Origin of the sequence: Vibrio sp. 1167 (genome assembly GCF_033340375.1) — a bacterium.
Classification (GTDB): Bacteria; Pseudomonadota; Gammaproteobacteria; order Enterobacterales; family Vibrionaceae; genus Vibrio; species Vibrio alginolyticus.
On record NZ_JAWOWK010000019.1, the window covers coordinates 1 to 18,938 of the forward strand.

Annotated in this window: 22 protein-coding genes; 8 read left to right on the plus strand and 14 right to left on the minus strand. The window is 45.8% G+C overall.

Translation table 11 applies throughout. From position 1 onward, the window contains the following. Nucleotides 1-231: 231 nt before the first annotated feature. From fusA to fkpA, 8 genes are all read right to left on the minus strand, one after another. Nucleotides 232-2,331, minus strand: coding sequence for an elongation factor G (fusA, locus tag R7Z78_RS22490; protein WP_005382794.1), 2,100 nt, complete (start codon nucleotides 2,329-2,331; stop codon nucleotides 232-234). Between the two features lie 75 nt (nucleotides 2,332-2,406). Then, complete coding sequence (rpsG, locus tag R7Z78_RS22495; protein WP_005382796.1) at nucleotides 2,407-2,877, minus strand: 30S ribosomal protein S7; 471 nt, start codon at nucleotides 2,875-2,877, stop codon at nucleotides 2,407-2,409. Nucleotides 2,878-2,978: 101 nt separating this feature from the next. Then, nucleotides 2,979-3,353: a 30S ribosomal protein S12 gene (gene rpsL, locus R7Z78_RS22500; RefSeq protein WP_004399892.1), complete on the minus strand. Its 375-nt coding sequence runs from the start codon at nucleotides 3,351-3,353 to the stop codon at nucleotides 2,979-2,981. A gap of 177 nt (nucleotides 3,354-3,530) precedes the next feature. Further along, the gene (gene tusB, locus R7Z78_RS22505; protein ID WP_005382799.1) at nucleotides 3,531-3,806 is read right to left on the minus strand and encodes a sulfurtransferase complex subunit TusB; all 276 of its coding nucleotides are present in this window, start codon (nucleotides 3,804-3,806) and stop codon (nucleotides 3,531-3,533) included. A 7-nt stretch (nucleotides 3,807-3,813) separates the two neighbouring features. After that, a complete protein-coding gene (gene tusC, locus R7Z78_RS22510; RefSeq protein ID WP_005382801.1) occupies nucleotides 3,814-4,170 on the minus strand; it encodes a sulfurtransferase complex subunit TusC in 357 nt (118 codons plus the stop codon). Beyond that, nucleotides 4,167-4,562 (minus strand): sulfurtransferase complex subunit TusD, encoded by a 396-nt coding sequence (gene tusD / locus R7Z78_RS22515; RefSeq protein ID WP_005382803.1) that lies wholly within the window; start codon nucleotides 4,560-4,562, stop codon nucleotides 4,167-4,169. The genes tusC and tusD overlap by 4 nt, the downstream gene beginning before the upstream one ends. Beyond that, nucleotides 4,559-5,281 carry a transcriptional regulator gene (locus R7Z78_RS22520; RefSeq protein ID WP_005382804.1) on the minus strand — a complete coding sequence of 241 codons (723 nt, stop codon included), beginning with the start codon at nucleotides 5,279-5,281 and terminating at the stop codon, nucleotides 4,559-4,561. The genes tusD and R7Z78_RS22520 overlap by 4 nt, the downstream gene beginning before the upstream one ends. A gap of 143 nt (nucleotides 5,282-5,424) precedes the next feature. Continuing rightward, the gene (gene fkpA, locus R7Z78_RS22525; protein WP_017821751.1) at nucleotides 5,425-6,207 is read right to left on the minus strand and encodes an FKBP-type peptidyl-prolyl cis-trans isomerase; all 783 of its coding nucleotides are present in this window, start codon (nucleotides 6,205-6,207) and stop codon (nucleotides 5,425-5,427) included. Between the two features lie 128 nt (nucleotides 6,208-6,335). On the opposite strand from fkpA, the gene R7Z78_RS22530 reads away from it, so the two are divergent. After that, nucleotides 6,336-7,322: a WD40 repeat domain-containing protein gene (locus tag R7Z78_RS22530; protein ID WP_017633742.1), complete on the plus strand. Its 987-nt coding sequence runs from the start codon at nucleotides 6,336-6,338 to the stop codon at nucleotides 7,320-7,322. Next, nucleotides 7,319-7,546, plus strand: coding sequence for a SlyX family protein (locus tag R7Z78_RS22535; RefSeq protein WP_005381455.1), 228 nt, complete (start codon nucleotides 7,319-7,321; stop codon nucleotides 7,544-7,546). The genes R7Z78_RS22530 and R7Z78_RS22535 overlap by 4 nt, the downstream gene beginning before the upstream one ends. A gap of 83 nt (nucleotides 7,547-7,629) precedes the next feature. On the opposite strand, the gene R7Z78_RS22540 is transcribed toward R7Z78_RS22535, so the two are convergent. The 5 genes from R7Z78_RS22540 to kefG form a co-directional block, all read right to left on the minus strand. Then, nucleotides 7,630-8,571 carry an isoaspartyl peptidase/L-asparaginase family protein gene (locus R7Z78_RS22540; protein WP_031777285.1) on the minus strand — a complete coding sequence of 314 codons (942 nt, stop codon included), beginning with the start codon at nucleotides 8,569-8,571 and terminating at the stop codon, nucleotides 7,630-7,632. 131 nt (nucleotides 8,572-8,702) lie between these two features. Continuing rightward, nucleotides 8,703-9,254 carry a peptidylprolyl isomerase gene (gene slyD / locus R7Z78_RS22545; protein WP_005381451.1) on the minus strand — a complete coding sequence of 184 codons (552 nt, stop codon included), beginning with the start codon at nucleotides 9,252-9,254 and terminating at the stop codon, nucleotides 8,703-8,705. A 92-nt stretch (nucleotides 9,255-9,346) separates the two neighbouring features. Next, complete coding sequence (locus tag R7Z78_RS22550) at nucleotides 9,347-9,547, minus strand: YheV family putative zinc ribbon protein (protein WP_005381449.1); 201 nt, start codon at nucleotides 9,545-9,547, stop codon at nucleotides 9,347-9,349. 33 nt (nucleotides 9,548-9,580) lie between these two features. Beyond that, the gene (gene kefB / locus R7Z78_RS22555; RefSeq protein WP_017633740.1) at nucleotides 9,581-11,377 is read right to left on the minus strand and encodes a glutathione-regulated potassium-efflux system protein KefB; all 1,797 of its coding nucleotides are present in this window, start codon (nucleotides 11,375-11,377) and stop codon (nucleotides 9,581-9,583) included. After that, complete coding sequence (gene kefG, locus R7Z78_RS22560) at nucleotides 11,361-11,954, minus strand: glutathione-regulated potassium-efflux system ancillary protein KefG (protein ID WP_005381444.1); 594 nt, start codon at nucleotides 11,952-11,954, stop codon at nucleotides 11,361-11,363. The genes kefB and kefG overlap by 17 nt, the downstream gene beginning before the upstream one ends. Before the next feature lie 209 nt (nucleotides 11,955-12,163). Here kefG and R7Z78_RS22565 point away from each other — a divergent pair, with 209 nt between their 5' ends. The 6 genes from R7Z78_RS22565 to crp all read left to right on the plus strand — a co-directional run bounded on the left by R7Z78_RS22565 (nucleotide 12,164) and on the right by crp (nucleotide 17,777). Next, nucleotides 12,164-14,083: an ABC transporter ATP-binding protein gene (locus tag R7Z78_RS22565; RefSeq protein WP_017633739.1), complete on the plus strand. Its 1,920-nt coding sequence runs from the start codon at nucleotides 12,164-12,166 to the stop codon at nucleotides 14,081-14,083. Further along, entirely contained in the window at nucleotides 14,080-14,568 is a 489-nt protein-coding gene (locus R7Z78_RS22570) for a TIGR02444 family protein (protein ID WP_017633738.1), read from the plus strand. Before R7Z78_RS22565 ends, R7Z78_RS22570 begins: the two co-directional genes overlap by 4 nt. Nucleotides 14,569-14,655: 87 nt before the next feature. Further along, a complete protein-coding gene (locus R7Z78_RS22575; RefSeq protein ID WP_017633737.1) occupies nucleotides 14,656-15,663 on the plus strand; it encodes a hydrolase in 1,008 nt (335 codons plus the stop codon). A gap of 33 nt (nucleotides 15,664-15,696) precedes the next feature. Continuing rightward, nucleotides 15,697-15,909 carry a YheU family protein gene (locus tag R7Z78_RS22580; RefSeq protein WP_005381436.1) on the plus strand — a complete coding sequence of 71 codons (213 nt, stop codon included), beginning with the start codon at nucleotides 15,697-15,699 and terminating at the stop codon, nucleotides 15,907-15,909. 125 nt (nucleotides 15,910-16,034) lie between these two features. After that, nucleotides 16,035-16,904 carry a phosphoribulokinase gene (locus R7Z78_RS22585; protein ID WP_005381434.1) on the plus strand — a complete coding sequence of 290 codons (870 nt, stop codon included), beginning with the start codon at nucleotides 16,035-16,037 and terminating at the stop codon, nucleotides 16,902-16,904. A 240-nt stretch (nucleotides 16,905-17,144) separates the two neighbouring features. Further along, the gene (gene crp, locus R7Z78_RS22590; protein ID WP_005381432.1) at nucleotides 17,145-17,777 is read left to right on the plus strand and encodes a cAMP-activated global transcriptional regulator CRP; all 633 of its coding nucleotides are present in this window, start codon (nucleotides 17,145-17,147) and stop codon (nucleotides 17,775-17,777) included. A 136-nt stretch (nucleotides 17,778-17,913) separates the two neighbouring features. On the opposite strand, the gene R7Z78_RS22595 is transcribed toward crp, so the two are convergent. Then, the gene (locus tag R7Z78_RS22595; protein ID WP_042523639.1) at nucleotides 17,914-18,705 is read right to left on the minus strand and encodes a DUF1338 domain-containing protein; all 792 of its coding nucleotides are present in this window, start codon (nucleotides 18,703-18,705) and stop codon (nucleotides 17,914-17,916) included. Nucleotides 18,706-18,938 lie beyond the last annotated feature (233 nt).

Below are 18,938 nucleotides of genomic sequence, written 5' to 3' on the forward strand. Positions count from 1 at the left end.
TGTTTTACCGTGGTCAACGTGGCCGATAGTACCAACGTTAACGTGCGGTTTCGTACGTTCAAATTTTTCTTTAGACACGATCGTGTTCCTTCCTAGTTATGATTCGTCGTGATCATTATTGATCGACGACGCGCCAGAAATTGTTATTTTATGCGCCAACGCCCGTTAGCGCAATATTTGGACGCCCTGATCTCGCAAAAAGTCGTAAACTTTTTGCAGTTCAATCGTCAATTAGTAACCACGCTCTGCAATAATTTTATCTGCGAAGTTTTTCGGCACTTCAGCGTACTCGTGAAACTCCATAGAGTAAGACGCACGGCCTTGAGTTGCAGAACGTAGATCAGTTGCGTAACCGAACATTTCGGATAGTGGTACTTGAGCACGGATGATCTTAAGACCAGCCACACCTTCGTCCATGCCTTCAATGATACCGCGACGACGGTTTAGGTCACCAACAACGTCACCCATCCAGTCTTCCGGAGTGGTTACTTCGACATTCATCATAGGTTCTAGAATCACAGGTTGTGCTTCTAGTGCACCTTTCTTGAATGCCATCGAGCCAGCGATCTTAAACGCCATCTCGCTTGAGTCTACATCGTGGTAAGAACCATCAAATAGTGTAGCTTTAATATCTAGTACAGGGTAACCCGCTAGAACACCACTATTCATTTGCTCTTCGATACCTTTCGATACCGAACTGATGTATTCCTTAGGAATCACACCGCCCACGATTTCGTCTACGAATACGAAACCTTCACCAGGCTCAGAAGGCTCAAGTTTGACCCAAACATGACCGTATTGACCACGACCACCTGATTGACGAACAAACTTACCTTCAACTTCCGCTTTACCACGAATGGTTTCACGGTAAGCAACCTGAGGTTTACCAACGTTACAATCAACGCTGAATTCACGCTTCATACGATCAACGATAATGTCTAGGTGAAGTTCACCCATACCTGAGATCAGAGTCTGACCTGATTCGTCGTCCGTTTCCACGCGGAATGATGGATCTTCCGCTGCTAGTTTACCTAGCGCGATAGCCATTTTCTCTTGGTCTGCCTTAGAACGAGGCTCTACAGCAATCTGAATAACTGGTTCAGGGAACTCCATGCGTTCTAGAATCACTTTGTGGTTCTGATCACACAGTGTGTCACCTGTTGTTACATCTTTCAGACCGATAGCAGCTGCAATATCACCAGCGCGAACTTCTTTCACTTCTTCACGCTTATTCGCATGCATCTGAACGATACGACCGAAACGCTCTTTCTTCTCTTTTACTGAGTTGTAAACAGCGTCACCCGAGTTTACAACACCGGAGTAAACACGCATGAAAGTTAACGTGCCCACGAATGGGTCAGTCGCAATCTTAAACGCTAGCGCAGAGAAAGGTTCGTTGTCGTCAGCATGACGCTCAACTTCATTTTCTCTTTCGTCGACACCTTTAATTGCAGGTACGTCAACTGGCGATGGCAAGAACTCAACTACTGCATCCAGTACCGCTTGAACACCTTTGTTCTTAAACGCACTACCACAAGTAGCCAGTACGATTTCGTTATTTAGTGTGCGAGTACGTAAAGCTTGTTTGAGCTCAGCTTCAGTCAATTCACCTTCTTCAAGGTACTTGTCCATCAGCTCTTCGCTAGCTTCAGCAGCGGATTCAACCATGTGGTTACGCCACTCTTCAGCAAGTTCAATCATGTCAGCTGGGATGTCTTCGTAAGTAAACGAAGTGCCTTGATCGGCATCATTCCAGTTGATCATTTTCATCTTGATAAGGTCGATGACACCTCTGAACTCATCTTCCGCACCAACGTTCAGCTGGATTGGAACAGGAGTCGCACCAAGACGATTCTTAATTTGGTTCACAACGCGTAGGAAGTCTGCGCCCGCACGGTCCATCTTGTTTACAAATACCAAACGTGGAACGTGGTATTTGTCTGCTTGACGCCATACAGTTTCAGACTGAGGTTCAACACCAGATGAGCCACAGAACACAACCACAGCACCATCAAGTACACGAAGAGAACGCTCTACTTCGATAGTAAAGTCAACGTGTCCAGGGGTATCAATGATGTTTACGCGATGCTCAGGGAACTGTGCTTCCATACCACGCCAGAATGTAGTAGTCGCAGCGGATGTGATAGTGATACCACGCTCCTGCTCCTGCTCCATCCAGTCCATGGTTGCTGCACCATCGTGAACTTCGCCGATTTTGTGAGAAAGGCCAGTGTAGAACAGAATACGCTCAGTTGTGGTTGTTTTTCCTGCATCTACGTGAGCACAGATACCGATATTACGGTATAGCTCAATAGGAGTTTTACGAGCCACGATTGTATCCTCTTACTAAGGTGTACCTTAGAGTATAGAAAAGTGCTGCGAGAGAACCTCGCAGCACAGAAGGTATTACCAACGGTAATGAGCGAACGCTTTGTTTGCGTCAGCCATGCGGTGAACGTCTTCACGTTTCTTAACCGCAGTACCTTTGTTCTCAGACGCGTCTAGCATTTCAGCAGCTAGGCGTTGAGCCATAGATTTTTCACCACGCTTGCGCGCAGCTTCAACCAACCAACGCATAGCAAGTGCGTTACGGCGAACCGGACGTACTTCTACAGGTACTTGGTAAGTTGAACCACCAACACGGCGAGATTTAACCTCTACCGCTGGGCGAACGTTTTCAAGAGCTTCTTCAAAAATAGCTAAGTGGTCTTTACCAGACTTTTCAGCCATAGCATCTAGTGCAGTGTAAACGATTTTCTCTGCAGTAGATTTTTTACCGTCAACCATTAGGATGTTAACGAATTTTGCCAGCAATTCAGATTTGAATTTTGGATCTGGAAGGATCTTACGCTGACCAATGACGCGACGACGTGGCATGGATTTATCTCCGTTGTCTTCTTCAGGTTTTATCCAAAACTTTTCAGTTTTTTCAAAAAATTAAAAATAATTTAGTGTTTGGCCTTACTTAACGGAATCCATTAAGACTTAGGACGCTTCACACCGTACTTAGAACGACCTTGTTTACGGTCATTTACGCCAGCACAGTCTAGTGCGCCGCGAACAGTGTGGTAACGCACACCTGGAAGGTCTTTAACACGACCACCACGGATTAGAACAACTGAGTGCTCTTGAAGGTTGTGACCTTCACCGCCGATGTACGATGTAACTTCGAAGCCGTTTGTCAGACGTACACGACAAACTTTACGAAGTGCTGAGTTAGGTTTTTTAGGTGTAGTAGTGTAAACACGAGTACATACACCACGTTTTTGTGGGCACGCTTCTAGTGCAGGCACGTTGCTTTTAACAACTTGCTTTGCACGTGGCTTACGTACCAACTGGTTAATAGTTGCCATTAACTAGCTCCTGATTTACTTGAAAGTAAGCTTTGTGAAAAATCTATCCCCAACTGCCAATGCAGTTAGGGACGCAAAATTCTATGCAGCAGTGAGAGGTGTGTCAAGAAATATACGGATCTTTTTTGTTCAATTAGAACAATTCATCCGTAAAGCTTTGTCGACAGCAAATCTTGTTCAATCCCAAGTTAGGGATTTATCCTGTTTTGCTGTTAGTTCAACGAAGCCTGAATAATTCACAATCGTCAGCGATGGACTGATACGATTTGCAATACCGCGAGCTTGTGCATCGCTCTCTAACACAAATACGCTGCGGTTTTTTAGATGGGAAAATGCTTTATGTTGCGAGTTAGCAGCGTACACTGCATCTTCTATAAGTAAGATGTCATCCTGTTCACTGCATAAAGGCATAGCGTCTTCTAGAGCAGAGACTGTTTTTATGATGTGTAACATAACTTCCTCAAAAAGACAGTAGCTTGCCAGCGTGTTGTAACTTATCTTTGAGCTGTTCTGAGCTTAACGCTTGGGCTTCAATGACTAAATCCGCTTGCGCCAAACCTCGCTGGGTTAACGACTCTGAACACACAAAGACTTGTTCGATGTCGTATAAATCGAAAAGCTTTAACATCGGCGCGTAATCTTTACTCAAAATATTGTTGGGGTCTTGTCCGAGTAGAAGCTGGTATACCCCGTCACCCATGAAAATGACGCTAATATCTTCACAGTAAGCCGACGCGGCTAACAGTGCATCCACACCTTCACGACCAGCTGCACTGCCATGCGGCGCACTACGAAATAGATAAGTTAACTGACTCAAAACTGTACCACTCTGTCTTGGGTTAACATCGCTTCAGCTAGGCTACCTAAGCCTGCTTGTTCAAAACCATCGGCTAGATTGTTCTGAACCAAACCATGTTGATTCGCTTCTTCTTCACTTACAATCCCGCGACGCAAAGCGGCCGCGACACAAGTTTCTAGGCGAACACCATGCTCTTTAGCCAAAAACTGCCACGCCTTATTGAGATCAAACTCATCGTTGGCTGGCACACTCAAAGCAGTACCATTAGTCACACCATCTTGATAAAAGAAGACGCTCACTAGCTGATGGCCTTGCTCTATCACCGCTTTGGCGAACTGATAAGCACTGCGCGCTGACTGGCTGCCATAAACGGGACCATTCACCACTAACGTGTAAGTCAGTTTGCTCACCTTTCATCATCCTCGGTTTTACGTTGACGAATGTACAAGTAAACGGTGTGTTTTGAAATATTAAGGCGATCCGCGACACGGTTGATGGCATCTTTAATATCGAAGATACCTTTGTCGTACAACTCCATCACGATCTGGCGATTTTTGGTGTTGTTAGACACGGACTTATCCGCATTGATCTCTTCGATGGTGCGTTCAACAGTTTGATCCACCAGCTCTTCTACATCACTAGCAAAGTTGACCGAGGAAGCCGCTTCTTTCGCTTCTTGCGTCGGCATGAAAGACTGAAGAACTTGCGAGAAAGGCGCATCCAAGTTGACGTTGATACACAACAAACCAATCACGCGATTTTCGCCATTACGAATGGCGACAGTAATCGACTTCATCAACACGCCACCTTTTGCACGGGTAAAGTACGAACGTGAGAAGTTGCGCTCCGAGCCTTCGATGTCTTTTAGCATCTTAAGCGCTAAATCAGTGATTGGTGAACCGACTTGGCGCCCCGTGTTTTCACCATTAGCGATTTTAATTGCAGAGGTATTTAAGTCTTCTAGAGAGTGAAGAACGATTTCACAAAATGGACCTATCAGGCTGGCGATACCATCCACGACCGCCTCATAAGATCTTAAAATGATTTTGTCGTGCTCGGTAAACGGCATCACGTTAACGGATTCCATTTCGAGCAACATCTCCGCGTTTATTGTTTCTGTAGTTGTCATAAGCCTTCGAGCGAAAAATCAACAAATTGGTGTAAGTTTATCAGAAAATTTGAAAAGCAACCTAGCAAACTCACCAACTAGTGACCTAGAACAAAAAAGGCCCGTTAAACGGACCTTTTTCAATAACTTATCGCAGCTTATTGTTATTGCTCTGCGTTGTCGTTCTCAACTTTTAGCAGCTCAACTTCAAATACTAGCGTTGAGTTAGCAGGAATGCTTGGTGTGTCTTGGTCACCGTATGCTAGCTCTGGCGGGATAACGAATTTGAATTTAGAACCCACAGGCATTAGCTGAACACCCTCTGTCCAACCTGGGATTACACGGTTAAGTGGGAACGTTGCAGGTTCACCACGATCGTATGAGCTGTCGAACTGAGTACCGTCGATCAGAGTACCTTTGTAGTGTACTTGAACCGTATCAGTGTCTTTTGGCTTCTCACCTTCAGCTGGTGTCATTACTTGGTATAGAAGACCTGTATCTGTCTTCACTACGCCTTCTTGCTTCTCAAACTCAGCACGGAAGTCATCGCCAGCTTTTTTCGCTTCAGCTGCTTTCTCAGCCGCTTGTGCTTGCATCTTTTCTGCAACACGCTTGTCTAGAGATTCTAGTGCTGCACGTGTTTCTTCTTCATTCAATTCAGCATTGCCTTTGAAGACGTCTTCGATACCTTTTAGTACCAAATCTTTGTTAAGATTAATGCCGATTTCGCTTGGCTTGTCGATGCTTGTGCTTAGGTAGTTAGCAAATGAAACACCGATTGCGTATGCCGCTTTGTCGTCGTCGGTTTTAAAGTGAACCGCTTTGCCGGTTTCTGCTTGAACTTGTTCTGCTTGAGGTGCGGTTTCTGTTTTAGTTTCTTCTTTCTGACAACCTACCGCTAGCATAACTGTTGCAGCAAGTAGCGACACTTTTAAAACTGATTTCATTAAATTCTCCCAATAATGGCTCTGCCATTGGTTGTTGTGCACAAATCTTCTATGAGACTAGTGAAGACAATCGTTATACCAATATACTAGCTATATGTCTTAAGACACAAACCGGATTATTAGATGTGATGCAAAGAATTTTTCATTTATTCCTATATTTAATTGTCATCACCACGTTAAATGGTTGCTTTTTCGCCGAGCGTGAAGTGCAGCGTTGGCCGATAGAACCTCAAGGTGCGACGAGCTTCGCACTTAGCAGAGATGGACGGTTTGCTCTGCTCTATTCTCAACAACGTCATTTGATGTTGTGGGACCTAGAGCAAAATGAACAACTAGCCAATCTGGGTGAACTCGATGCCGATGCCAATGTGGTTTCCCATATCCGCATATCTGACAATGGTCGCTACGCAATTACAGCAAGCCAAATGAACTTCGCAGTTTGGGACCTAGGCTGGACGCAATCCGAAGGCCTTTGGTCTATCTCTGATGCGCTCATTCGCGACGTTGATATCACCAGTAATGGTGAACAAGTTCTGCTTGGGTTATCCAACGGTAAAGCAATTTATGTCAACTTAGTCACCGGGCGTCGCATGGAGTTCCTTGCGCATCGTGAAAAAGTCAATTCCGTGGCCATTTCTCCTAATGGGCGCTTCGCCCTAACCGGAGGTAATGACTATAAAGCGTATCTGTGGGATACCGAAACCGGACAAGTACTACGAACCTTCGAACATGAACAACGAATTGTTCGCGTGGCCCTGCAAAGAGATGGAAAATTAGCAATGACATCTGATGGCGGAAACCAAGCGATTGTTTGGAATTTAAAAACTGGACAAGAAGTCACACAGTTGAGCAGTTGGTCACGCCAATTAATTTTCTCTACCGCACGATTTTCTGACGACGGGACTCAACTAGTCACAGGAAGCCCTTCTGGCCGTGTGTCGATATGGGATACTCAAACCGGAAAACGAATGAGTGGATTTGAAGTGGAGCCCAAAAAAGACACTCGCCCTCCCCGTGCGGTCGTGTATGATGCAGCCTTTGATTCAAAACAACGCGTAATTACTGCTACTTCAGCAGGTATTGCCCAAGCTTGGCAGTTAGAGAACGGATCATGACAGAAAAAATCATTCAGCAATTGGAAGCACGCATTAATGACTTAGAATGTCAGCTTGCGTTCCAAGAACAGACTATTGAAGATCTGAACGGCGCTTTATCGCAGCAACAACTGCAAATTACCAAGATGCTCGATCAGATGAAATATGTGGTAGGTAAAGTAAAAAATATGGACTCGTCGAATTTAGCCGATCCGTCAGAAGAAACCCCACCACCGCATTATTAAAATGCAGGCTCAAATAGCATAAAGCCCAGAACATGTTCTGGGCTTTGTTGTATTAATTACTTAAGAAGGTACTCAAGAAGAAGCTATTCGTCGGCGTAGATTTTAACGCTCAGCTCGCCTTGCGTATTAATGCCTGCTCGGTACATGCCAGAACTGTTCATCGCAAAGTGCATCTCACCTTTAGCATCAATGGCAATCAAACCGCCCTCTCCGCCCATCTGTTTGAGAGCACCTTGGATAATGTGTTCACAAGCCGTATGAATATCTTCTTGTAAGTAACGCATACGTGCTGCAACGTCTTCCGCAACACGTTTACGAATAAAGAACTCACCGACACCCGTAGTGGAAACTGCCACAACGCCATTTTCGGCCACCGTACCACAACCAATCAGAGCCGAATCTCCGACTCGGTTGTATTTCTTATTCGTCACGCCACCCGTACTGGTGGCAGCGGCTAAGTTGCCTTGTTGATCTAACGCTACCGCACCAACCGTACCGTGCTTACGGTCATCTGGGTAACGAGATTCCGACAAAGCAAACAGTCCTTTCTCACGCATAGACAGCAACTGCTCATAACGGCGATCAGTAAAGAAGTAATCTTGCTCGGTATACTCATGGCCTTGCTCAAAAGCAAACTTCTCTGCGCCCTCACCCACCAACAACACATGATTGCTGTTTCGCATCACGTCACGAGCGAGCTCAATTGGGTTTCTAATATGACGAACACCTGCGACCGCACCTGCTGCAAGGTTTCGCCCATCCATCACAGAAGCGTCCATTTCAACCATTTCGTTGTTGGTCAGCACTGAGCCTTTACCCGCATTAAAGTTAGGAGAGTCTTCCAATACTTTCACTGCCGCTACGACGGCATCTAAGGCTTCACCGCCCGTTTCTAGAATTTGATGTCCCGCTTTTACCGCAGCTTCTAAATCCGCCAAGATGGATTGTTGCAGCTCATCGCTCATCTGTTCACGCAAGATGGTGCCCGCACCACCATGAATGGCAATCGAGAAAGGTTTCGTCATCACTTTGTCCAACTGTTATTCCTTGTATGGTTGGCACTACACCTTAGATAAACAAAAAGCGCAAGTTGAAAACTCAACTTGCGCTTTTCAAAGCTTTGCTAGATAAGATTATCTAGTGAAGGAGCTTATGATTAGTGAGAACCACAGCTACCGCCGCCACAGCAGCCGCCTTCTTCTTCGTGATCGTGGTCATGATCGTGACCACCACAACAGCCACCACCTTGGTGGATGTGACCGTGTTCGATCTCTTCTGCTGTTGCTTCACGTGTAGACATAACCTCTACTTCGAAAGTTAGTGTTTGACCAGCTAACATATGGTTACCGTCAACAACCACTTCGTTGCCGTCAACTTCTGTTACTTCAACAGGGATTGGACCTTGGTCAGTGTCAGCTAGGAAGCGCATGCCCACTTCGATTTGCTCAACGCCTTGGAATACGTCCGCAGGAACGCGCTGTACTAGCGCATCGTTGTGCTCACCGTAAGCTTCTTCAGGAGCTACCGTTACTGAGAACTTGTCGCCAGCCACTTTACCTTCAAGTTCTTTTTCAAGACCTGTGATTAGGTTGTTGTGACCGTGAAGGTAATCTAGGGGTGCTTCTGCTGTTGATTGATCAACAACGACACCGTCTTCCATCATTACTTTGTATGCAAGGCTTGCAACAACGTTCTTTTCAATTTTCATACTAACTCCAGGGAGATTAATTGACTTAACCTGAATGGGGTTAAGTACTGAGATATCTGGGTGTATTATGGGGATCAATTATCGAAGTTCAATTATTCCGGCTTAAAAATTCCGATCATTTCCTGATCTGAGTGTTTATTTTTCTCTACAGATTGTGGTTTGCGCTGCTCTGTAAACTCACACTCGACACACTCAACTAACTCGATGTTATTTTCAATCCACCAGCGCAGGGTATCTTGCTGGCTGCAATTTGGGCAGCTAGCGCCTGCAATAAAACGTTTCTTGATTTTCACGCTATTTCCTTAGCTTGAGTCTTGGCTCAAGTACTACTTCCAATGATTAGGTGACTGATGGTCGCTCTCCATTTCACGACCAAATATTTCTTCTAGCTCTTTGCGTGCCTCTTTCGCCCTTTGAGCTAATTTCTTATCTTCATTGTGTTGAGGCAATAAGTCCTTAAGCATAGCATTATCCAACTTGCGAAAATGTGCTTCTGCCCGCTTTGCTTGATAAGGATGCATACCCAGTTCTACGAGCGCTTGGCGACCGAGATCTAGCGCCCCTAAAAATGTTTCACGAGAGTAATTCTCTACACCATGACTCATTAACTGGTAAGCCTCGACACGGCTTCTTGCTCGGGCTAACAACTTAAGTTTCGGGAAGTGCACGCGACAAATGTCCACGATGGCCATCACCTCATCAGGTGAATCAGTACAAATAATCAATGCTTCCGCTTTATCAGCGCCAGCAGCCCTCAATAGGTCAATTTGTGTAGCATCGCCATAAAACACTTTGTAACCATACTTACGTAATAGGTGGATTTGGCTGGCATCACTTTCTAATACTGTCACTTTGATTTTATTGGCATACATTAAACGTCCGACGATCTGACCGAAACGTCCAAAGCCTGCAATGATAACGCGTGGTCGGCGATCCACGACTTTCGTGGTCATGCCCTCTTCTTCTTGATTCAGGGTATGAGCAAACCACTTCTTTTGTCCCATCAGCAAAAGAGGAGTCGTCACCATGGATAGACTGACCACCACCAACAGAAACGCCACTTGCTCTTTGGACAAAATGCCCTCTTGGCTCGCCGCGGTAAATATGACAAAGGCAAACTCACCGCCTTGGCTCAAAATTGCAGCCATACGGCTTCTCGCTTTGGCTCCGACACGGGCAGCTCTCGCCAATGCATACAAAACCAAACCCTTAACCACGACCAAAGCCACCACCGCACCGAGAATCTCTAAAGGATGTAATGCCAATAACCCCAAGTTTACCGCCATGCCCACCGCAATAAAGAATAACCCCAACAACAGACCTTTAAATGGCTCGATAGCGATTTCCAACTCATGGCGATACTCACTCTCTGCCAGCAAAACGCCTGCTAAAAAAGTCCCCAATGCCATCGAAAGGCCGAGCTTTTGCATCACGACCGAAATGCCAAGCACGACTAAAAGTGCAGCAACGGTAAAGAGTTCACGAACGCCGCTCATCACGACAAAACGAAATAGCGGACGTAGTAAAAAGTGACCACCAATCAACAGTGCTACCACACTGCCTAAAATAGTGAAGACATCCAACCAACTTCCACCACTATGCCCGCCTGCTAGCAAGGGCAACATCGCCAGCATCGGGATCACTGCAATATCTTGAAAGAGCAGCACCGCAAAACCAGATTGCCCCGTTTCGGTACCATTAAGCCCTTGCTCTTCAATGACTTTAAGCGCAATCGCCGTCGAGGACAGCGCCAACCCCATCCCGATCACTAAACTCACTTGCATGCTTACGCCAAACATACTGACGACACTACCAATCACGGCGGTCGTGACCACAACCTGCGCACCGCCTAAACCTAAAATCGGCCCTCGCATCTGCCACAATTTTTTAGGGTTTAATTCCAGCCCTATCAAAAACAGTAACAACACAACCCCAAGCTCGGCAAAATGCAAAATAGCATCAACGTCGCTAATTAAGCCAAGCCCCCATGGGCCAATCAACACACCAGCGAGTAAATAACCTAAAACCGAGCCAAGCCCAAGGCGCTGAGCAATCGGCACCGCAATAACCGCAGCCGAAAGAAAGACCACACTGCTTTGAAGAAACTCACTGGTGATCGCCATACTGACCTCCTCGATCTGCCGCTTGCCAGTTTTCAAGTGGGTTACTCAGCCATCCACGGTATAACTCAGCATGTTCGTAGCGTTCAATATCTGAAACATTTCTTGACCAATACAACACCAGAGGTTCAATCCAGTGCATTTGGCATAGGGCTGCCGTCAGTTCAAACGGTTGCAAGATTTGCTCAAGTGGGTATTTGTTGTACCCCTTCGCGCTGAAGGCTTCTTCTTTACCACCTGTTGTAATGACACTGCGCCAGTATTTTCCTTCTAGCGCCGCACCTCCGCCAAACGCAAAGCCTTTACCTAACACTCGGTCTAGCCACTCTTTTAATAGGGCTGGACATGAATACATATAAAGTGGGTGGTGAAATACAATCACATCGTGAGCGAGCAACAACTCATGTTCGTAATTCACATCAATAAAGAAATCAGGGTAAACACCGTAAAGATCGTGCACAGTGACGTGATCAAGCGACTGAGCTTTTTTTATCATCACTTGATTGGCAATCGAGTTATGTGGCTCTGGATGAGCATAAATGACCAGAACTTTTGGGAGAATAGACGGTGCAACAGCCAAATGGTCGTCCTTGTGGTTATTTTTATCCGTTATCAAATTGTTATACTTTTTTGTACAGCATAATGCAATTAAAGCGAATCAATCGACTTTTCCGGCCAATACCCCTACTATTCACCGCTAGATATATACCCAAGTGGCTTTAAAAACGATTGAAACCACTTCGCTATGTAACCAAGCAACGCGCACTGCGCAAAGTGAATGAAAACTTTATGATTACCTTCTCTGATATTCAGTTACTGCGTGGCGGTAAACCTCTTTTAGACCAAGCTTCTGCGACTATTCACCCTGGCGATAAAGTCGGTCTTGTGGGCAAAAACGGCTGCGGTAAATCAACGCTGTTTGCCCTACTGAAAGATGAACTGTCAATTGATGCTGGCTCATTTAGCCAACCTCAACACTGGGAGTTGGCCTGGGTCGCACAGGAAACGCCTGCGCTAGAGCGCACTGCACTGGAATACGTCATTGATGGTGATCGCGAGTACCGCGCTCTCGAAAAGCAGTTAGCTGAAGCAGAAACACAAGACAACGGAACCCTAGTTGCCGAGATACACGGTAAAATTGAAACCATTGGTGGTTACAGCATTCGCGCTCGCGCGGCAGAACTGCTCGATGGTTTAGGGTTCAGCCAAGAGCAAATGAGTTGGAGTTTGACCCAATTCTCGGGTGGTTGGCGTATGCGTCTTAACTTGGCTCAAGCGCTATTGTGTCGTTCTGATCTACTGCTACTCGACGAACCAACCAACCACTTGGATTTGGACGCGGTAATGTGGTTAGAGCGTTGGCTACAAAACTACCCTGGCACGCTGATTCTGATCTCGCACGACCGAGACTTCCTTGATCCAATTGTTGGTCGCATCATTCACATCGAGAATCAGCAGCTGAACGAATACACGGGTAACTACTCGTCATTCGAAAACCAACGCGCACAAAAGATGGTGTTGCAACAAGCGATGTTTGAAAAGCAACAGAAGCAGATGTCGCACATGCAAAGCTACATCGACCGCTTCCGTTACAAAGCATCAAAAGCACGCCAAGCCCAAAGCCGTATCAAAGCTTTGGAGCGCATGGAAAAAGTACTGCCAGCTCAATTCGATAACCCATTTAGCTTTCAATTCCGTGAGCCAGCTGCGCTGCCAAACCCAATCATGATGATGGATGAAGTATCTGCAGGTTACGGTGACAACCTCATCTTAGAGAAGATCCGCTTAAACTTGGTTCCTGGCAGTCGTATTGGTCTACTCGGCCGTAATGGTGCGGGTAAATCGACCTTAATCAAGCTGCTCTCTGGTGAACTTAACGCGCAAGGTGGTGACCTAACTTACTCACAAGGCGTGAAAATTGGTTACTTCGCTCAGCACCAGTTAGAAACGCTTCATCCTGAAGAAACGCCGCTGCAACACATGATGCAAATCGCACCCGATCAAACCGAACAGCAGCTACGTGATTACCTAGGTAGCTTTGGCTTCCAAGGTGACAAAGCACTAGAAAAAGTTGCGCCGTTTTCTGGTGGCGAAAAAGCCCGTTTGGTATTGGCTTTAATTGTGTGGCAAAAGCCAAACCTGTTGCTACTTGATGAACCGACCAACCACTTAGACTTGGACATGCGCCAAGCACTTACGATGGCACTGCAAACATTCGAAGGTGCGATGGTGATTGTTTCGCACGACCGCTATTTACTGCGCGCTACGACCGATGACTTGTATTTAGTGCATGATCGACAAGTTGCTCCGTTCGACGGTGATTTAAATGACTATTATAAATGGTTAACCGAACAACAAAGAGCGGAACGCAAAGAAGCGCAGGCTGCGCAGCCAAGCAAAGATACGGCCAACAGCGCAGCTGCGAAGAAAGAGCAAAAACGTCGCGATGCAGAGTTTCGAAAACAGACAGCGCCAATTCGCAAAACGCTGACACAACTAGAAAGTAAAATGGATAAGTTAGGTGCTGCACTGGCCGAAGCTGAAGAACAATTGGCGGACAACTCACTGTATGCGGCCGAAAATAAAGCTAAACTTAACCAAGTGCTGGCACTTCAAGCTTCCAGTAAAGCTGAGCTCGAAGAAATTGAAATGGAATGGATGTCTGCTCAGGAAGAACTGGAGCAGATGGAGCTAGAGTTTAATCAATGAGTAATCAACACGCTGAATACACACTCACCCTAGAACACCTTTGGCAGTTCAGTCTGCAGTTTTATGGTGTGCGAGAAGTGAAAGAAGCGTGTTTATCATTGCAGAACAATTATCACGGCAACGTGAACCTACTCCTGCTGCTCAGATGGCTCGATGAGCAGCAACTCATTTTCCAAGAAAAAGACTGGCCCTTGGTGCAAGACTGTCTAGGTAGGAGCGAAACTTTACTTCACTCCTTTCGCGACCTTCGTCGCCACCTTAAGTCTCAAGTCAATGACGCTTTGTATCGTGAGACCTTGCAGTTTGAGCTGCAACTAGAAAAGCAGCAACAAGCGGATTTGGTGGACTGCATTAACTCACTTGCACTACTCAAAAATGATGATGACCCACTGACGTTGAGATACTGTCGTCAACTCGGTGGGGAACATTTGCAGCAAGCCTTTGCTATTCCGGTGCCAAACATTCAACCACCAAAACGCCCATAAATCTGTAGAATACCTATAATCTTTATAAAGGATTATATTAATAAGTTCTTCAACGGACACCGAAGGACCGCATAAGAGCAGTTAGGTATGACACAATTTTTCGCAGCCGCCGGGATCAAAAACCCGCATCTCCAAACGCTTTTGCCGCGTTTTATTCGCAAAAAAGCGTTGTTTACGCCGATTTGGCAAACCCTCGATACATCCGATGGCGACTTTCTCGATCTCGCGTGGAGCGAGGACCCAACCCAAGAGCCTGCACAAAAAAAGCCGATTTTTGTTTTATTTCATGGATTAGAGGGGTGCTTCTATAGCCCTTATGCCAATGGGCTAATGAATGCATTTGCTCAATCTGGATGGCTGTCGGTGATGATGCATTTCCGCGGTTGTAGCGGTAAGCCAAACAAGAAAGCTCGCGCCTATCATTCTGGTGAAGTGACTGACGCCCGCCACTTCTTAGAGCACCTTGAGCAACGCTTTCCTGATAACCCCAAGGTTGCGGTTGGTATTTCTCTTGGCGGTAACATGTTGGCGAATTATTTAGCCCAATATAAAGACCACCCTATTTTGAATGCAGCGACTATTATCTCAGCGCCTTTAGACCTAGCGGCGTGTGCGAACCGTATAGAACAAGGCTTTTCAAAAGTGTATCGCCGTTATCTGCTTTCTTCACTGAAACGTAACGCGTTACAAAAGCATCATCTACTGCATGGCGAGCTGGCGCTGTCCTACAACTCAATCAAACGTGTCACACGGCTGTATGAATTCGATGATTTGATTACCGCACCATTGCATGGCTTTAAAGACGCACAAGATTATTACGACCAATGCTCTGGCTTAAGTAAACTACAGCAAATCACGCTACCCACACTGATCATCCATGCCAAAGACGATCCGTTCATGACCGATGATGTGATACCGAAGTTTGTTCTGCCAGATAATATTGATTACCGTCTCTTTGAGCACGGTGGCCATGTTGGCTTCCTGACAGGAACGGCGTTAAAACCTAAGTTTTGGTTGGAGGAAGCGCTGCCCGCGTATTACGAAAGTATCGCCGCAGATTACCTTTCTGCTGTATCCAAGCAACGAACGCAGTAAACTAGCCGCTCATCATAAAAGTTAGAGGTATTTATGATCATTCCATGGCAAGACATTGCGCCGGAAACATTGGAAAACTTAATTCGTGAATTCGTCTTACGCGAAGGAACGGATTACGGAACCGTCGAGGTTTCTTTGCATGACAAAATTGATCAAGTTAAAGCTCAATTGGAAAAAGGTGAAGCGGTTATCGTGTTCTCTGAGCTACACGAAACCGTCGATATTCAGCATAAAACAAAATTTTAGACCCTTCACATTTTACCGTATCCCACTCGATGACAAGGTATTGTTACGTGCTATAGTGGGATATCGACCGTGCAGTAGTAACTCTACTGCACATTACAGGTAAGTAATTTTCGACAAGGTTTGTCATGTCAGCTAAACACCCAATTATTGCGGTTACTGGTTCGTCCGGTGCCGGCACGACCACTACATCTGAAGCCTTCCGTAAAATGTTCAATATGATGAACGTTAAACCCGCATGGGTTGAAGGCGATAGCTTCCATCGCTTTACTCGCCCAGAAATGGACATCGAAATCCGCAAAGCCCGCGAGCAAGGTCGACACATTAGCTACTTTGGCCCACAAGCTAATGACTTCCCGGGATTAGAAGAGTTTTTCCGTAAGTTCGGGCATGACGGCACTGGCAGCGTGCGCCGTTATCTGCACACGTTTGACGAAGCGGTTCCCTACAATCAAATGCCAGGCACGTTTACACCGTGGCAAGACTTACCCGAAAACAGCGACGTTCTGTTTTATGAAGGGTTACATGGTGGCGTGGTCGATGGCGATGTTAATGTTGCTCAACATGTGGATTTCTTAATTGGCATGGTGCCGATTGTGAACTTAGAGTGGATACAAAAATTCGTACGCGACACTCGCGATCGCGGCCATTCGCGTGAAGCGGTAATGGACTCAATCGTGCGATCCATGGACGATTACCTCAACTATATCACTCCTCAGTTTTCTCGTACTCACATCAACTTCCAGCGCGTACCGACCGTTGATACTTCCAACCCACTTAATGCAAAAGGCATCCCTAGTTTGGATGAGAGTTTTGTGGTGATTCGCCTACGCGGTATCAAGAATGTCGACTTCCCATATCTGCTGGCCATGATTGATGGCTCATTCATGTCACGCCACAACACGATTGTCGTACCCGGCGGTAAGATGAGCTTTGCAATGGAGCTCATAGTTCGGCCTATCCTACAACAGCTCATCGAAACAGGGAAAATTGGCTAAAAACCTGCCAGCGAAGATGTTTACTTTTCATACCGTGATCATGTGCACAGTTTTGCTTACAAAATCTCAATCATGGCACGATTAAAATCAAGAAATCGTTTTCGAAAAAGGATACTATTTCTTACCGAAACACAAGAGAGCTTGCAGCATATAAAAAGTGCTCTTATTCTAGTAGGCCTAATTCAGGCTTAGCTAAAATATGGATAGCGCAAGCGTACCCTGCAGAGGAAGTGAGATATTATGGTTCTAGGTAAACCTCAAACCGACCCAACATTAGAGTGGTTTCTTTCACACTGTCATATTCATAAGTACCCTTCAAAGAGCACGCTAATTCACGCGGGCGAAAAGGCAGAAACTTTGTACTACATCGTTAAAGGTTCTGTTGCGGTTCTTATCAAAGACGAAGAAGGTAAGGAGATGATCCTTTCTTACCTAAACCAAGGAGACTTTATTGGTGAACTTGGTCTATTCGAGGAAGACCAAGAGCGCACAGCTTGGGTTCGTGCTAAATCTCCTTGTGAAGTTGCTGAAATTTCTTTCAAGAAGTTCCGTCAGCTTATCCAAGTAAACCCAGACATCCTAATGCGTCTTTCTGCGCAGATGGCTCGTCGTCTTCAAGTAACTAGCCAAAAAGTGGGTGACCTGGCGTTCCTAGACGTAACTGGTCGTATCGCTCAGACGCTTCTGAACCTTGCAAAACAACCAGACGCAATGACTCACCCAGACGGCATGCAAATCAAGATCACTCGTCAAGAAATCGGTCAAATTGTTGGCTGTTCTCGTGAGACAGTAGGTCGTATTTTGAAGATGCTAGAAGAGCAGAACCTAATCTCTGCTCACGGTAAAACCATCGTGGTTTACGGTACTCGTTAATCTCAAACTAGAGTGACACGAACAAAATTATAAAAGCCACCAATGGCAACATTGGTGGCTTTTTATTTACTCATGACCAAATAAGATAGGGTGCAGCGAACACTAATGAGTAAGCTTAACAGGTTAACCCTAAAACTTAGCCATTCGTACTTTCAAAGATTTTGTCAGCTGAAGCGGCCACGAAACCTGGGTACAAATCACCATTTTCCATCGGATAGCGCTTAGCAAATTCATAAAACCCGCCAGGGATAATTTCAGTGCCTTCGCTAAAACGAACCGCTACTTTATCTGCCATGGTCGATGACTGCTCTAGCAACACCTCAGGAGTGCCCTTCACTTCACCACCATTTTCATTAATGGTAAACCCAGCGGTACGCAGATGATCGTTTACCTGCTTCACTTCTTCATATTCATTGAGTTGGTTAACGCTCACCGTGAAGTGGTTTGCTCCGTAACCATGCGCCGCAAGCCAAGATGCGTACTCACTTTCTTTAGCCAACGTTTGGTAATCAGCAAAGCTTAAATCCCACAAGCGTCCACCATGTAAGAATGCGCTATCGTTCAGCTTGTCAGCATCGACTTGTGCCACCAAATTTTTCACAATCTCTTGTAGCTCAGGCGAGCACTCTTCAACTTTTAGCTCACTAATAAATACTTTAGGTTGCTTCGGATCTGGGTGCTCATAGTGCTTAGCAACCAGCTTTTTGCTTTCGAAAACGTAATCACCACACGCCTTGTAACCAATAGCTACAAATGGCTTAGCTAGAGTTTCAATACCAAGAGGCGCGATATTGAAGGTACGTAAAGCTATATGATCATTAATCAGAGGCTCATCTTCTTGAAGCAGCTGATGCACTTTAGCCGCCGAAGGGCAAAGACGTTGAATGTAATCTTGCCATAGCGATTCAAATAACACATCGGGCGTCATAACGACTCCTTGTTACGAGATGTAGAGTTTAAAGGTAAGCGGAAGTTGGCTGCTCGTTCACAACAAAAGTTGTCCAGAATAATGAACGAGCAACCATCAACCTGTGACGGTAAATGCCAGTCAGTCAACACGCTTTTCCGAGTCTTTGCTCACTTTTCGTGTTCTGCCAACGATCACTACAACCCATACCTAAATGATGCGCCGGCAAGGTGAGCCGCAATGCATAGTTGCGA

What these genes read in the sequence shown, in the direction of transcription:
- R7Z78_RS22570 (WP_017633738.1), top strand. Translation starts at nt 14,080, where the DNA reads ATGAGTAATCAACACGCTGAATACACACTCACCCTAGAACACCTTTGG.
- R7Z78_RS22565 (WP_017633739.1), top strand. Translation starts at nt 12,164, where the DNA reads ATGATTACCTTCTCTGATATTCAGTTACTGCGTGGCGGTAAACCTCTT.
- rpsG (WP_005382796.1), bottom strand. Translation starts at nt 2,877, where the DNA reads ATGCCACGTCGTCGCGTCATTGGTCAGCGTAAGATCCTTCCAGATCCA.
- R7Z78_RS22585 (WP_005381434.1), top strand. Translation starts at nt 16,035, where the DNA reads ATGTCAGCTAAACACCCAATTATTGCGGTTACTGGTTCGTCCGGTGCC.
- R7Z78_RS22575 (WP_017633737.1), top strand. Translation starts at nt 14,656, where the DNA reads ATGACACAATTTTTCGCAGCCGCCGGGATCAAAAACCCGCATCTCCAA.
- rpsL (WP_004399892.1), bottom strand. Translation starts at nt 3,353, where the DNA reads ATGGCAACTATTAACCAGTTGGTACGTAAGCCACGTGCAAAGCAAGTT.
- fkpA (WP_017821751.1), bottom strand. Translation starts at nt 6,207, where the DNA reads ATGAAATCAGTTTTAAAAGTGTCGCTACTTGCTGCAACAGTTATGCTA.
- R7Z78_RS22530 (WP_017633742.1), top strand. Translation starts at nt 6,336, where the DNA reads ATGCAAAGAATTTTTCATTTATTCCTATATTTAATTGTCATCACCACG.
- R7Z78_RS22580 (WP_005381436.1), top strand. Translation starts at nt 15,697, where the DNA reads ATGATCATTCCATGGCAAGACATTGCGCCGGAAACATTGGAAAACTTA.
- R7Z78_RS22535 (WP_005381455.1), top strand. Translation starts at nt 7,319, where the DNA reads ATGACAGAAAAAATCATTCAGCAATTGGAAGCACGCATTAATGACTTA.
- slyD (WP_005381451.1), bottom strand. Translation starts at nt 9,254, where the DNA reads ATGAAAATTGAAAAGAACGTTGTTGCAAGCCTTGCATACAAAGTAATG.
- crp (WP_005381432.1), top strand. Translation starts at nt 17,145, where the DNA reads ATGGTTCTAGGTAAACCTCAAACCGACCCAACATTAGAGTGGTTTCTT.
- tusB (WP_005382799.1), bottom strand. Translation starts at nt 3,806, where the DNA reads ATGTTACACATCATAAAAACAGTCTCTGCTCTAGAAGACGCTATGCCT.
- kefB (WP_017633740.1), bottom strand. Translation starts at nt 11,377, where the DNA reads ATGGCGATCACCAGTGAGTTTCTTCAAAGCAGTGTGGTCTTTCTTTCG.
- R7Z78_RS22520 (WP_005382804.1), bottom strand. Translation starts at nt 5,281, where the DNA reads ATGACAACTACAGAAACAATAAACGCGGAGATGTTGCTCGAAATGGAA.
- R7Z78_RS22595 (WP_042523639.1), bottom strand. Translation starts at nt 18,705, where the DNA reads ATGACGCCCGATGTGTTATTTGAATCGCTATGGCAAGATTACATTCAA.
- R7Z78_RS22540 (WP_031777285.1), bottom strand. Translation starts at nt 8,571, where the DNA reads ATGACGAAACCTTTCTCGATTGCCATTCATGGTGGTGCGGGCACCATC.